The organism is Rhodopila sp., assembly GCF_965277165.1.
Lineage (GTDB): Bacteria > Pseudomonadota > Alphaproteobacteria > Acetobacterales > Acetobacteraceae > Rhodopila.
Genome location: NZ_CBDICE010000006.1, coordinates 958,421 through 970,502 on the forward strand (window position 1 = coordinate 958,421; position 12,082 = coordinate 970,502).

At 57.0% G+C, this 12,082-nt stretch carries 17 protein-coding genes; 12 read left to right on the top strand and 5 right to left on the bottom strand.

The features are described from left to right. Window positions 1–32: 32 nt before the first annotated feature. On the bottom strand, window positions 33–2,057 hold the full coding sequence (locus tag ACQY4Y_RS16095; protein WP_428491611.1) for a relaxase/mobilization nuclease domain-containing protein: 2,025 nt from the start codon (window positions 2,055–2,057) through the stop codon (window positions 33–35). Further along, complete coding sequence (locus ACQY4Y_RS16100; RefSeq protein ID WP_428491612.1) at window positions 2,054–2,350, bottom strand: plasmid mobilization protein; 297 nt, start codon at window positions 2,348–2,350, stop codon at window positions 2,054–2,056. The genes ACQY4Y_RS16095 and ACQY4Y_RS16100 overlap by 4 nt, the downstream gene beginning before the upstream one ends. 300 nt (window positions 2,351–2,650) lie before the next feature. Between ACQY4Y_RS16100 and ACQY4Y_RS16105 the strand changes: the two genes are divergently transcribed. From ACQY4Y_RS16105 to ACQY4Y_RS16150, 10 genes are all read left to right on the top strand, one after another. Continuing rightward, window positions 2,651–3,985: a DUF4942 domain-containing protein gene (locus tag ACQY4Y_RS16105; protein WP_428491613.1), complete on the top strand. Its 1,335-nt coding sequence runs from the start codon at window positions 2,651–2,653 to the stop codon at window positions 3,983–3,985. A gap of 272 nt (window positions 3,986–4,257) precedes the next feature. Continuing rightward, on the top strand, window positions 4,258–4,605 hold the full coding sequence (locus ACQY4Y_RS16110; RefSeq protein ID WP_428491614.1) for a hypothetical protein: 348 nt from the start codon (window positions 4,258–4,260) through the stop codon (window positions 4,603–4,605). 11 nt (window positions 4,606–4,616) lie between these two features. Next, on the top strand, window positions 4,617–4,898 hold the full coding sequence (locus ACQY4Y_RS16115; RefSeq protein ID WP_428491615.1) for a hypothetical protein: 282 nt from the start codon (window positions 4,617–4,619) through the stop codon (window positions 4,896–4,898). Further along, on the top strand, window positions 4,898–5,170 hold the full coding sequence (locus tag ACQY4Y_RS16120) for a hypothetical protein (protein ID WP_428491616.1): 273 nt from the start codon (window positions 4,898–4,900) through the stop codon (window positions 5,168–5,170). Before ACQY4Y_RS16115 ends, ACQY4Y_RS16120 begins: the two co-directional genes overlap by 1 nt. A 227-nt stretch (window positions 5,171–5,397) precedes the next feature. Further along, window positions 5,398–5,901 (top strand): hypothetical protein, encoded by a 504-nt coding sequence (locus tag ACQY4Y_RS16125; protein WP_428491617.1) that lies wholly within the window; start codon window positions 5,398–5,400, stop codon window positions 5,899–5,901. 40 nt (window positions 5,902–5,941) lie between these two features. Beyond that, the gene (locus tag ACQY4Y_RS16130) at window positions 5,942–6,847 is read left to right on the top strand and encodes an ArdC family protein (protein ID WP_428491618.1); all 906 of its coding nucleotides are present in this window, start codon (window positions 5,942–5,944) and stop codon (window positions 6,845–6,847) included. Then, on the top strand, window positions 6,844–7,026 hold the full coding sequence (locus ACQY4Y_RS16135) for a hypothetical protein (RefSeq protein WP_428491619.1): 183 nt from the start codon (window positions 6,844–6,846) through the stop codon (window positions 7,024–7,026). Before ACQY4Y_RS16130 ends, ACQY4Y_RS16135 begins: the two co-directional genes overlap by 4 nt. Then, window positions 7,023–7,355, top strand: coding sequence for a hypothetical protein (locus tag ACQY4Y_RS16140; protein ID WP_428491620.1), 333 nt, complete (start codon window positions 7,023–7,025; stop codon window positions 7,353–7,355). Before ACQY4Y_RS16135 ends, ACQY4Y_RS16140 begins: the two co-directional genes overlap by 4 nt. Then, the gene (locus ACQY4Y_RS16145) at window positions 7,352–7,531 is read left to right on the top strand and encodes a hypothetical protein (RefSeq protein ID WP_428491621.1); all 180 of its coding nucleotides are present in this window, start codon (window positions 7,352–7,354) and stop codon (window positions 7,529–7,531) included. Before ACQY4Y_RS16140 ends, ACQY4Y_RS16145 begins: the two co-directional genes overlap by 4 nt. Before the next feature lie 390 nt (window positions 7,532–7,921). After that, the gene (locus tag ACQY4Y_RS16150) at window positions 7,922–9,166 is read left to right on the top strand and encodes a hypothetical protein (RefSeq protein WP_428491622.1); all 1,245 of its coding nucleotides are present in this window, start codon (window positions 7,922–7,924) and stop codon (window positions 9,164–9,166) included. A gap of 206 nt (window positions 9,167–9,372) precedes the next feature. On the opposite strand, the gene ACQY4Y_RS16155 is transcribed toward ACQY4Y_RS16150, so the two are convergent. Beyond that, a complete protein-coding gene (locus ACQY4Y_RS16155) occupies window positions 9,373–10,020 on the bottom strand; it encodes a DUF3597 domain-containing protein (RefSeq protein WP_428491623.1) in 648 nt (215 codons plus the stop codon). 268 nt (window positions 10,021–10,288) lie between these two features. Between ACQY4Y_RS16155 and ACQY4Y_RS16160 the strand changes: the two genes are divergently transcribed. Beyond that, window positions 10,289–10,768, top strand: a complete 480-nt coding sequence (locus ACQY4Y_RS16160; protein WP_428491624.1) for a hypothetical protein — start codon at window positions 10,289–10,291, stop codon at window positions 10,766–10,768. Window positions 10,769–10,859: 91 nt separating this feature from the next. Next, the gene (locus ACQY4Y_RS16165; protein WP_428491625.1) at window positions 10,860–11,042 is read left to right on the top strand and encodes a hypothetical protein; all 183 of its coding nucleotides are present in this window, start codon (window positions 10,860–10,862) and stop codon (window positions 11,040–11,042) included. On the opposite strand, the gene ACQY4Y_RS16170 is transcribed toward ACQY4Y_RS16165, so the two are convergent. Together ACQY4Y_RS16170 and ACQY4Y_RS16175 are read right to left on the bottom strand one after the other, a co-directional pair. Beyond that, window positions 11,030–11,455 carry a GFA family protein gene (locus tag ACQY4Y_RS16170; RefSeq protein WP_428491626.1) on the bottom strand — a complete coding sequence of 142 codons (426 nt, stop codon included), beginning with the start codon at window positions 11,453–11,455 and terminating at the stop codon, window positions 11,030–11,032. The genes ACQY4Y_RS16165 and ACQY4Y_RS16170 overlap by 13 nt on opposite strands. Window positions 11,456–11,457: 2 nt before the next feature. Next, complete coding sequence (locus tag ACQY4Y_RS16175) at window positions 11,458–11,961, bottom strand: hypothetical protein (RefSeq protein WP_428491627.1); 504 nt, start codon at window positions 11,959–11,961, stop codon at window positions 11,458–11,460. Between the last annotated feature and the right edge of the window lie 121 nt (window positions 11,962–12,082).

Consider the following 12,082-nt stretch of genomic DNA (forward strand, 5'->3'; position numbering starts at 1 on the left):
AAGCAGATCTTAGCACGAATTGCTCCATCGGCCTACCGCTCGATCCCGTTCCCCCTCTCCAGCGCCGCCGCGTCCTGCCACTGGCGGACAAGATCCGATGCGCGGTCCTCTTGGTATCTCGCGACGTCCGGCGTATCGGCGGCGATTTCCTCGGGCGACTTCTGACGCGAAGGCTGTTCCGTATTCGGCGCGGCCTGTTCCTGCTCCGGGATCTTCGTCTGAGTCGGCTCCAATCGCCTGTGCCCATCCTGTTGTGCTTCATGCCCCTTTCCCAGGTCTGACGGGACCGTCGGTAATTCCCTGGCATGGTCGGAATAGAACTGAATGATTTTTTCGGTGACGCCGCGCTCGGCTTTCCACGGGCTCGGGCGCTTATCCCAGCCGCCGTCATAGAGTGCGACGCGTTCGCCCTGGGCATTGTGTATCTCCAACTTGGATATGTGCCCGCGCTGAATCCCGTGGACAGACGGCTCGGCCCAGACCTTGGCGCGGTAAGTGTGATCGCCGACCCTGCCGGTTTGCCACAGATCGGTCGTCATCTCGGTCTGAACCTCGGGGGATTGCGCCGTGGGCAGCGATTTTGCGTTATCGTTGGCTTGCGGCAGGTCGGGGGATTGATCCAGGACCTTTGCGGTGACGCGGCGATCCACGGGCTCCTTCGTTACTTCAGGCTTGACAGGTTCTTTCGCAGCTTCATTGAACCGCACCTTGTTGGCCTGGCGTTTCGCCTCCCATTCGCTCTCTCGCGTGGGCAGGCCGTTCTCTCTGCGGAAGTCGGCCCAGGCGCGATTCTTTTGGGCGTTGAATTGCTGTTTCTCGGCTTTTTCCTGTCCAGCTTCCTTCGCGTGCGCTTCTTGCAGTTTGAAGCGCGTGATCTTGTAATCCATCGCCGCATTTGCCAGAGCGAAGTTCGCGGCTCGCTTAAGTTCGCCCTTTGCTCTCTCCCTGAGATGCGGCTCGGAGAATTTCCTGACTTCCGGGGAGCTGCGGATCGGCGCCATGACGTCCCGCCCCTCGATGATCTTGCGGAATTTGCCCGCCAACATCGTCAGATGCTCGCTGGAACCAATGCGGGAAAGTGATTGAGTGAAGGCGTGGCGGATTGGGTTTCGGCCCTTGAACATGCCCTGTTCAAGCATGGCGCGCGCCAGCCTAAGTCCCTCGTGACGTCGATGCGGGGTATAGGGAGGAGTGAGTTCAAGCACGGGCGCTTTCGGCTTGCGCGGTGCGAAGGCGGTCTTGATGTCGGCTTTGAGGTCGTCGTATTCCCGCTCGATGGCCTTCTGCTGGGCCAACCGCCCCTGTGCAGCGGTGCGATGTTTCTCGGCCAGAGCGGTCCGTTTGGTTGCCAGCTGTTCCCTCAGGCTGTCGGCCTTAACGTGTACGGCCCTCATCGCGGCGTCATGCGCTCCTGAAAGCCCGGCGCGCGCGGGCTCAGGCTTCGGCGGCCCGAATTGCTCCCGCGCGGCCTTTGCCTTTTCAAACCCGTCACGGGCTGCATCCTTTTTGTGTTCCATGATTCTCTCGTGCTTTGCCGCGCGCTTAAAACTGCGGATGGTGTTGCGGGAAACCTCATACTCATGAGCCCAGCGGTCGAGCTTCAAGCCGTCGTGGGCGAGCGACGCGGTCCGGCCGGTTTCTGGATGGACAAGATTGACCACGACGTGGACATGCGCATGAGGCCGGTCGGTGTGCTGGACGATCAGCGCCTGGTGTTCTGACAGGCCGAGCAGTTTGAGTGTGTCCCGTGCCTTTTCCATCATGTGCGTGGGATCTGGTTTGTCGTCCGGGTGCCAGCTGAGCGAGTAGTGGTACACGGGTTTTTCGTTTTTGCGCCCGGTTTGCTTGATGCCATTCCGCGCCTTGACGGCGGTGGAGGCTTCGCAAGTGGTTTGCATTTCGCGCCAGGATCGTTCCGGGACTTTACCGCCCATATTGAGCATCTTGACCGCGCCGACGCGTTCCTTGGTATCGCGGTCCTTATCGTGCAGCACGTAAGCGACGGTGGATTTGAAGGAACTGCCGCGTCCCGTTCCACCGCCCCTAGCAACGTTCATGTGTCGTCGATGCGTTGAATGAGGGCCCCGAGCTGCCCGAGCACTGCGGTCAGCATTTCGGGCGATATTGGCGCACCCTTAATCTGCTGGAGATAGCGCAGGATAAGATTCAGGGTATTTCGATCGTCAGCGCTTAAACCACTTGGTCGGTCCTGCGTGCCTTCAAGGATGAGAAGGCGAATCAGGTCCGACATGGTGACGTTGAGCATGGCCGCGGTTTGCTCGGCCTGAATGCGCTCATCCGGCGTTAAGCGGGCCTTGATAAACTCTGTGCGGTTCTCTTTTAAGGGCACGGATAGGGTTCCTGTTTGTGGCCCAAAAGCACTGTTGACCACCTGACCTACGCCCCAAATAATCACCCTGCTCCTTACTTACAACTCCCAATGCCACATTAAGTAAAACCGTGCATAAAATGTGTATAGAACCGGCTAAAATTGCCTGACTATAATTCCGAATTCCCTCCCGTTTATACGCATATCATGAACAGAACAAAGCAATATTGTTGTGCTGATATTGCTGGTAAATATAAGTGGGTTTGGTAGAAATAGAGGTAGGGAAACGCAGCCCCACAGTGGGGAGAAAGCTAGGAGAACGTGCAAACCGCATATATCGGAAACATCGACAACACGAAAAACCAACTCGCCCTAAAACGTAAACTGTCCGACTTCCTGGACGAATACGATGAAAAGACCGCCGCTGTTAAAAGCGTAGTCAGTGCCTTCGCCGAAGCCGGGTCAACTCTCAAAACGGCCTGCTGCATCGGTGGAACGTGGGGACAGACGACGATTGAAACTGGCCGCGTAGATGAACGGGATGTTTTAAGCTCGCTCCTGAAGTCAGCATGGCTGCACGTCTACAATTATCTTCCTATCGAGTGCATTGCATCGGCTGAAGATAAGAAGCGGCTCGCGCAAATGATGACCAGCCCGCCGCCCTTCACCATCGAGAACATCCGGGATAAATTCGGGAAGTATATCATTGATCCACGGGGCAACATCCTGCGCGGTCTGGCGGAAGTGTTCGCGTCCCTCGATCCGGCTTACAAGTCGCATGACAAGGTGAAAATCGGTGTGTCTGGATTGCCTAAGCGGGTGATCCTGTCCGGCTTTGGGGAATACAGCTACGGGTCATGGGGCAGGGAGAAACTCACGGACGTAATCAACGCGCTCGCGGTGTATCAGGCAAAGCCGCTCGTTGAATATCAAGAAATAGATGCGCTGAGAAAGGACGAAAACGCGTTACTGTCCTCCCGTGGAATCCGCCTCCGCACCTTCTCTAACGGCAACGGCCACCTATTTTTTGAACCTGACACGCTCCGGGACATCAACCGCGCTCTCGCTGAATACTATGGCGAAGTGCTGGCCGATTGCAGCGATGACGATGAACCGGAAAAGCGGCAAAGCACGGCGATATCGAAAGACCTGCAATATTATCCGACACCGAAAGCCGTTGTTGAGCGGGTTATAGGGAATCTGCATATCCAGAAGGGAGAGCGCGTTCTTGAACCATCATGCGGTTGTGGTCGCTTTCTTGATGCTTTACGCGCTGCCGGTGCAGATGTCTGGGGCGTTGAAGTCGATCCAGTGCGAGCCGGGATGTGCCGCGACAAGGGCCACAACGTCCTAACCGCCAACTTCCTCGAAACCGTGCCGACTGGTGACATGGATCAGGTGGTTATGAACCCGCCATTTTTTGGCCGGCACTACGCCAAGCACATTAAGCATGCGCTGATGTTTCTGAAACCGGGCGGCAAGCTGACGGCGATCCTCCCAATTACGGCGCGGTATGACCACGGGGCGCTTGATGATCTGATTAAAAGCCAAGGCCGCTATAGTTCGCCATGGTCCGATTTGCCGGTCGGGTCATTCAGTGAAAGCGGGACGAATATCAATACGACCGTGCTGACGCTGTATGCGCCGAAGGGGTGAGCCAGACCGTTTACACGGTCCCGCCTTACCCCCTCGCCGTCCCTCTCCGGCTGCGACTTGTGCACATATCCACAGGCCGCCGCAGTGCTCCCAACGAGCATGACGGAGGCGGCCTGTGGATATGTGTGCAAGTCTGTCACTGATGTTGAAGCTGCTATATCCCAGGATTATGACCAGAACAACGCAACGATATTACGCCTTTTCTTCGTGCAAGTAAGCAATGAGTTTCGTATAAATAATCAACGGAACGACAAACAAACAAGAGGAACGCCATGAACACCGAAATTCAAACCGCCCTGAATAACTACCGTGTCGATCAAAATCGGGAGCGCGGCTGGTCGATAGAAGCAGAAAACGCTTCATACGCCGCCCTGAAATCCGCGTGTGAAAAGCATGGTGTGGAAATAAACAGCCTGTTTCGTCCCAATAGCGTTGACCTTGCCGGTGCTGGTAAAGCTGTCATCACGGGCGCAGGTCCATACGCGCTTGAGGTTTTCGATCCTGCGGCTGTCCTGCCCGCTTCAATGACGGATGGCGTGACGGTTCATGTGTTTGATGCGGGGAAACACTTCGACCTGATGCCTGGCGTATCGGTCGTCGATCACCGCATAACGGCATAAGGGGGGATATCATGGAAACCAAAACCGTCCAGCAAGCAGCGGAAGATTTACACATTGCATGTATGGATGCGGGAAAGGTCTATGCCGATGTCCGCAAAAACCTTGAGGCATGGGAGGATAGATTTTCCGAGCGGATGAATATCGTCACAAGCCATGTCTTCCCGCCAATCCCTGACTGCTCGCATGACTGGTGCGCTTACTTTGAAGGCACGGAAGAAAGCGGGAACTATGGATGGGGTAAGACGAAACGCGATGCCATTCTGGACCTGATAAACCATTTTGCGAGGACGTGATGGAAACACAAAACAAACGCCCACCGCCCTACATCCTCGGCTCAATCTGGAAGCGGCGGGACGGAAAACAGGCGGTCATTATATCCGATGAACTGCATGGCCGTGTCCGCGCCGTTGCGGTCGGCTCCAGCTATCCGGCGGAACTGCCCTATCTGGTCTATGCGGACTTCGGCCATGTCAGCAAAACAGAGAACGAAAACCCCATGGACCTGATTTCCCGGGATGAGGACGGGATCGTTTGTAAGTGTGGGGAGATCGTCGATGTCGCTTGATAGATGCGCTGGCTGCGGCTCCCCCGTCGATACCGACGACGAACCGGAAGCCTATAGCCTGATGGATGAGAACGGGATTGAGGTGCCGGGGGATATCTGCCGGTGCTGCTATTGCCGGGATGCGTTGATCGGCGAACACGCGCCGGATGACCGGGCAGCGATTGATCCCTGAAACCGTTTAAACAACCCCGCCAACCGGGATGCGTTGGAGAAAGCTGAAGGAGAACGTGCCTAACTGGTGTTCAAATTACATCCTGATTGAATCAGGTGACAAAGCTAAGCTGGACGAAGTGCTTGATGGTATTTTAGACGCCATACATCAAGTCGATTTTAACAAGCTCATCCCCATGCCCGCCATTCTCTCAAAAACAGGACATGGAACCCGAGAATTTGACGGGAAAAAGCATACCGCATGGTATAGCGAGGGCCATGGCAAGGATGATCTGAACAGGCCCTTTACCGATGAAGAAAAAGCCGAACTCGCCAAGATCGGATTTACAGACTGGTATGAGTGGTCATGCTCGAACTGGGGAACGAAGTGGAACGCTAGCGGGACCGAGACTAATGAAGACAGCAAGGAATTCGGACAGATAGAAATCCGGTATCAAACCGCTTGGTCGGCCCCGGAACCCGTATTAGCAAAAATGTGCGAGATGTTCCCGGATGTCGAGTTCACCTTCCGGTGCAGGTATGAAGATGACCATGAATATCCGCACGAAGTAGCAGCTTAACCCGCCCGGCGCGGCTCGCCGGAGAAAGATCAAGGAGAACGTGAAAACAGATATCTACGAAAAAGTCACCGCGAAAATCATCGAGGCATTAGAGGCCGGAACACGCCCATGGTCGCAGCCATGGAACGCCGAACATGCCGCCGGGCGCATTACCCGGCCCCTCCGCGCCAACGGTGTCCCGTATAACGGAATAAACGTGCTCCTGCTGTGGGGCGAGGCGATGACGAAAAGCTTCACAGCCCCGGTATGGTGCACGTTTAAGCAGGCCCTCGAACTCGGCGGCAGCGTCCGCAAGGGTGAGCATGGTTCGATGGTCGTCTATGCCGACAAGATCAAGAGACGGGACGAAAAGACTGATGAAGAAAAGATCATCTCCTTCATGAAGGGTTACACGGTCTTTAATGTTGAACAAGTCGATAATCTACCGGCGCATTTTTACACCGTGGCCGCGCCGCAGATCGATCCTGTCCAGCGTGACGCCATGGCGGATGCGTTCTTCAAGGCAACGGGCGCGAACCTCAAGACCGGCGGCAACAAGGCCTATTATTCGATCAGCACGGACCATGTGCAGCTTCCGCCCTTCGAGGCGTTCCGGGACGCCGCCAGCTTCTACGCGACCGAAGCGCATGAGCTGACGCACTGGACGCGGCACGAAAGTAGGTTGAACCGGGAGTTCGGGCGCAAGCGGTGGGGCGATGAGGGGTATGCGGCTGAGGAACTGGTGGCCGAACTCGGTGCGGCTTTCCTGTGCGCCGACCTCGGCCTGACGCCGGAGATTCGCCCGGATCACGCCAGTTATATTGAGCATTGGCTTAAGGTGCTGAAGGAAGACAAGCGTGCGATTTTCACTGCCGCCAGCCATGCGCAGAAAGCGGTGGACTTCCTGCACGGCAAGCAGCCGCAAGCTGCATCCATCCAGCATGCCGCGCCGGGGGTGGCGGTATGAGCGCGGAAGAGAAAAGTGCCGTCTGGGTTCACTGCGGAGACTGCACGCATGAATGGGTGCTGTTTTATACGCCAATCGATGCGCATGACCTGGCGAAGTTTGGAAAGTCCTATTGCCCGATGTGCGTTAGCAAAAAGGTCTTCATGGGCAGCAAGGCTGATGCGGGGGCGGCGCCATGAGAACCATCGCCGAACCAGAATTCGCGCAGCGCATCCGCGAATCCCTCTCCGAAGTTTCCGCCGATATCGGCGCGGTCACCGGGCCAGGCCGCTCGGGGGCTGTAGCGGCTGTCTACGCCTCCCACATCCTCGGCGTCCCGTTTATCCCGTTCGGTCAGTCGTGCCCGCCAGAGCTGGGCCGGATGCTGATTGTGGACACGGCGATTCAAAGCGGTCGGACGCTGCGCAAGGCCGCGAAGAAATACGGCGATGCGAACCCGCATCTGGTCGCGGTATATGCGGAGCCGCCGAGAATTACGTTTTGGTATGAGGCGGGGGTCGGGCTATGAAAAGCGACCTGATCGACATAGCCGGCACGATCCAGCACGAAACCGATAAAGCCTATCTGGTCGATACTGGGCTGGAGAAGCCGGTATGGCTGGCGAAATCGATGGTTGAGCACGATCCGGCGGATGGCACGTTCGCCATGCCGGAGTGGCTGGCCATGGAGAAGGGGCTGATCTGAAGCCGTTTAAACAACCCGGCCAGCGCGGACCAGCTGGGGAAAGAGCAAGGAGACAATGAACATCATCCACCCGGCTACCGGGGAAAAGGCCGTATCAATCGACGAGGTGAAGCTTGCGCTGGGCGCTCATGCAGAAGGCGCGGCGCGATCCGGTCCTCATGCGAGGGATTGAGATCATGTGCGGCAATCCGGCCTGTCTGAGCGATTGGCACAGGGTCGCTGCGTATCGGGGGAAGCAGATGGAGTTGGGGCTATAAACGATCCGGGATTATCGCTAGAAGAATGAAAGAATATAACTCAAATATGGTATTGTACCTAGTATATTGCTCCGGTACAGTCCAGGTCATCAGGTCATGTTGACCGGGTATTTCAACGCCAAGGAGATTGAAGATGTATATCGCAAAAGTCCAGTACGAAGAACCAATCCAAACAGAATTACAGCGTCCCCGTTTCGTCACCTTTCGCAATCGCGGGCTGATCGATGTTCGGGCCATTACGACCTTTGGAATATCGGCTAAAGACCCCAACAATACAAATCCAATCGGCTACTTTGGCACGGGCCTGAAATACGCTATCGCCGTGCTGCTGCGCCATGACATACCTATCACCATCATGAGCGGGCTGGATGTTTATAAATTCAGCGTCCGCCGGGATATTGTTCGTTCAAAGCCGTTCGAGCTGGTGTGCATGAATGGCGAGCTTATCGGGTTTACGACAGATCTCGGAAAGAACTGGGAACTGTGGCAGGCGTTCCGAGAACTCTACTCAAACTGCGTCGATGAGTTTGGCAAGACCGAAGCAGATTCGGACCTAGCGGAACCGCTAGAAGGCGTCACCCAGATCATCGTTGAAAGCGACAAGTTTGTCGAACTCTTCGTTAATCGGTCGGAAATCTTTATCCAGGGCGAACCGTTTGAAGAAACCGAACATGCGAAAATTCACGGTGGTCAGTCAAACCATATTTTCTATCGCGGTATCCGTATTAGTACGATGCACAAACCGCTCATGTATCGCTACGATATTCAAAAACACATCGATCTTACGGAAGACCGGACGGTTAAGTTTTCCTGGCAAGTGAGCGACTCAATCGTCGATACGGTTCTAACCAGCGACGATGAGGAATTTATTGAAAGCATCCTGACCGCGCCGGATCACACCCATGAATCCACGCTTGACTTCATGGATAACCGGGCTGTGGCGTCGGATACCTTCCGCAAGGTTGCGGGGGAGCTGCGCCGGACAAGGCCAGACAAATCAAATACATCGGCCATGCGGTTATTCGAACGTGATCTGAAAGTCGTCGATAAATTCAAGACGTTCAAACCGGATCAGGACGAGCAAGCTATTCTGACCGATGCAATCGATTTTCTCGCTAAGATGGGCTACTACATCGACGAATATCCGATCATTTTCGTCGAGACGCTGGGCGAAAGCACGCTAGCGATAGCAGAAGATGGAAAGATCGTTCTGACGCAAAAGATATTCAATATGGGCCGGAAGATGCTGGCCCTGGGTCTGCTGGAAGAATTTATCCATTTGAAATACGGTTACACCGATTGCAGCCGGTCTATGCAAAGCCACCTGTTCGAGTTGGTTGTCCGGCTGGGTGAAACTGTGACGGGGCAGATCCTTTGAGCCCGGTTGAATTTACCGCAGCCCTGAAAACCCTTGGCCTCTCGGAATCGGAGGCGGCCAGGGAGTTCGGGATCAAGGACAGTCGCTCCATCCGGCAATACAAGACAGGGGATAGGAAGATCAGCGGGCCGCTGGCGTATGCCGTGCGGTCGCGGCTTGAATTCGGGCCGCTTTGAGGGCACTTATGGTTGTCCGCCGCCGATAAGTCATCGCTTCATGTTCTCAGGCACCTTGCCGCCATTCTCCGCCAGCTTCTGCATGACGGCCTTATGAAGGGCGACATTCTCCTCGGCTGAACCGTCTGCGCCGGCATGGACGTTCAGCTCCTGGGCCAGCTCCTTCCGGGCGTTCAAGCTGGAGTCCAGGTCGAGCAGCTTGAGCAGATCGACGATCGAGCTCCGGTAATTCCCACCGCCGCCTTTCTGCTCGGCCATTTGCGACAGGACCGCCCCGACGTCTACAGGCGCCTGCGCCTGGCCTGCGGCTGAGATGTTCTGGCTCGGCGACGCCGGGCTGCCGGCGGTCGATGATGCCGGGGCGGACGGGGGCACCTCAGCGGGCTTGGACGCCGTCTGTCCCATCCCGACAGCCGTCTCGGCGGACGAGAAGATTTTGGACATGATCGAACCGAAGATGCTCATGAGGACCCCGACTGGCTGCTTGTCATCAAGCAACGCCGCCGTGGCCGGGCGGTTGCTTAGTTTGGGGCCTGCCCGTGAAGAAGCGGCCGCTGCAAATCGCCCTACTTCCGCCCCCTTGACCGCAACACAGGCACCAGAATCGCGCACGCGAGCATTGCGGCGCAAATCAGTCCCGCCGGGGTGGCGCGCCAGGTAGCGGAGACCGAAATCCATTTACCGACGCCGACGTTGACGGTCCCTTTCATCTCCTCTGGATGCGGAGCAGCTGTCGGTGATCCGATGGGGGCGGTGCGGCGGCGAGATCGGGGGGCGACGTCTCATGTGGCATAATTGAAAGCTTCCCTGCGGTGAGCCGATATTTGGACGCCTATTTCCGGATGGCAAACCCGCTGACAATCCGGAGATCATTCGCAATCATTTTTTCGCGTGTTCGCAGCCATTTTGGCCAGGCTGCGTTGGTCTTCAGTCAGGAGTCCGCGACATGCTGCGTCTTCTTTCGTTGCTTGCGATCCTCTCCATAGCGGCCTGTTCCGGGCCTAAACTGCCGCCGCCGAATACCGCCCAGGCGACGTATGACGGTCGCGCCCGGGCGGTGCAGGTGACGATCAGCAGCTTCGCCATGCCGACCTCGGCGTCGTTGGTGTCGGCATCCGGGGCGCGGTATCCAGCTGCCGGCCTGTCGCTTTTGAGCAGCCCGCATGTGCTTTACAATCAGCCCCCGACGATTGGTCTTGGCATCGGCGGATTCGGGTTCAGCGGCTGTTGCGGATTTGGCTCTGGCCTCGGTGTCGGTGTGCCGGTTGGAAAGCCCACGCCAGCAGAAGTCAGCAATCAGTATGTGGCGTCTGCCGTGATACCCCTGCCAGCCGACTACATGGCCATGTGGGCGACCTATCACGTCGAGGTATTTACTGGCGGCCCACCGCTGACGTTGCCCGCGCCGACGCCGGTGGCGCGATAGCCGTCGCCGGTCGTGGGATAGGGGGTGCTCCTCGGATAAAACTCATGCTACGGTTGTATTGCAGTGAGTAGGGACAGCCGATGCGAAACCCATGGCTCAAGAAAAACCCGGCAATGAGCATGTTTTTAAGCGCGGCGAACGCCTGGGGCGGCGCGTTTCGTGGTCATGCGGCAGCGGCGGCGAAGCGGAATATGGCTGCGGCGATGAAGCCGGTGGCGGCGAAGAAGAAAGGCCGGAAGCGCCGATCTTTCTAGCTGAGATTCAGTCCGGCTGAGTCTCATAGATCATGCCGTCCGTCGGCAGCGCCCACGGCTGGGCGCTTCTTGTCCAGTAATGCGTGGTCGGACGCAGCCAGGATGGATCATCCAATGTACCGCCACGAACATTGCGATGGTATCCCGGCGGCTCGGCGCCCAGCTTCGGGCCGCTATAGAGCCACACCCCGCAGTCTGGACAGACCCAGCGGCTCTTGGCGCGTCCCTTACCGGTGACGCCGCCGGGAAGGGCAACGGCCTCCTTGCCAGTTTGATGAAACGTCTCGGTCGGCACCAACATGGCCAGCGAGAAAGCGCTGCTCGTCATGCGCTGACAATCAGTGCAGTGACAGGTGTAGACGTCGGGCGGCTTTTGCGTGATCTGGTAGCGGATCGCGCCGCACAGGCATCCGCCGGTCAGGGGCAGTTCCATGGCTACGCCCGATAGGTGCTCAGGATCGTCGCTTCCATAACCTCGGGCTCGCCTGGAAAAACGCGGGCAATCTTCGAATCGCTCTTGTTTCGCAGCGCTGCCGCCTGCGTTGAGGAGTTCCGTGCATTCTCCTGGGTATCGAACGAGCCGAAGGTGCCGATCCGGCCATCGTAGATATGCATGACCGAATATCGGATAAGGCCGGGAAACGACCGGATGATCTCGCCACCCTCTTCTTCAAGCGCGGTCGTGACCTCATCGACGGTCGCGGCGCTCTTGTAAATTCTGCCGATGCGGTGATGACGCCCTTCGGGTTTCACGCGGCCTTCGATCATGAGGCCAACCTCGCCGTCGATGTTTTCATCGATCTTATAGTCCCGCATGATCGGGGTTGCTTGAACCCAATCCTTGGCGATTTCACGTCCACGGTCGGCGTCCCCTCGGCTCTGATAGAGCGAAGACGATCCGAAGCGGCCATCCGTCAGAGCGAGTGTGGAATAGAGCATTAGACCCGGGCCTTTCTTCAGCCTGGGGAGGAGGTCCTCATTCGCTATCGAGCAAAGTTCCTCTACGCTCGCGCCGCCGGACCCTGAGTATATGCGTGCTACCACATAAGACATTGAATCC

Bases quoted from the DNA above. Each gene is read 5' to 3' on its own strand.
- ACQY4Y_RS16095 (WP_428491611.1), bottom strand. From the start codon at position 2,057: ATGAACGTTGCTAGGGGCGGTGGAACGGGACGCGGCAGTTCCTTCAAA.
- ACQY4Y_RS16110 (WP_428491614.1), top strand. From the start codon at position 4,258: ATGAACACCGAAATTCAAACCGCCCTGAATAACTACCGTGTCGATCAA.
- ACQY4Y_RS16115 (WP_428491615.1), top strand. From the start codon at position 4,617: ATGGAAACCAAAACCGTCCAGCAAGCAGCGGAAGATTTACACATTGCA.
- ACQY4Y_RS16120 (WP_428491616.1), top strand. From the start codon at position 4,898: ATGGAAACACAAAACAAACGCCCACCGCCCTACATCCTCGGCTCAATC.
- ACQY4Y_RS16135 (WP_428491619.1), top strand. From the start codon at position 6,844: ATGAGCGCGGAAGAGAAAAGTGCCGTCTGGGTTCACTGCGGAGACTGC.
- ACQY4Y_RS16140 (WP_428491620.1), top strand. From the start codon at position 7,023: ATGAGAACCATCGCCGAACCAGAATTCGCGCAGCGCATCCGCGAATCC.
- ACQY4Y_RS16145 (WP_428491621.1), top strand. From the start codon at position 7,352: ATGAAAAGCGACCTGATCGACATAGCCGGCACGATCCAGCACGAAACC.
- ACQY4Y_RS16150 (WP_428491622.1), top strand. From the start codon at position 7,922: ATGTATATCGCAAAAGTCCAGTACGAAGAACCAATCCAAACAGAATTA.
- ACQY4Y_RS16155 (WP_428491623.1), bottom strand. From the start codon at position 10,020: ATGGATTTCGGTCTCCGCTACCTGGCGCGCCACCCCGGCGGGACTGAT.
- ACQY4Y_RS16160 (WP_428491624.1), top strand. From the start codon at position 10,289: ATGCTGCGTCTTCTTTCGTTGCTTGCGATCCTCTCCATAGCGGCCTGT.
- ACQY4Y_RS16165 (WP_428491625.1), top strand. From the start codon at position 10,860: ATGGCTCAAGAAAAACCCGGCAATGAGCATGTTTTTAAGCGCGGCGAA.
- ACQY4Y_RS16170 (WP_428491626.1), bottom strand. From the start codon at position 11,455: ATGGAACTGCCCCTGACCGGCGGATGCCTGTGCGGCGCGATCCGCTAC.
- ACQY4Y_RS16175 (WP_428491627.1), bottom strand. From the start codon at position 11,961: ATGCTCTATTCCACACTCGCTCTGACGGATGGCCGCTTCGGATCGTCT.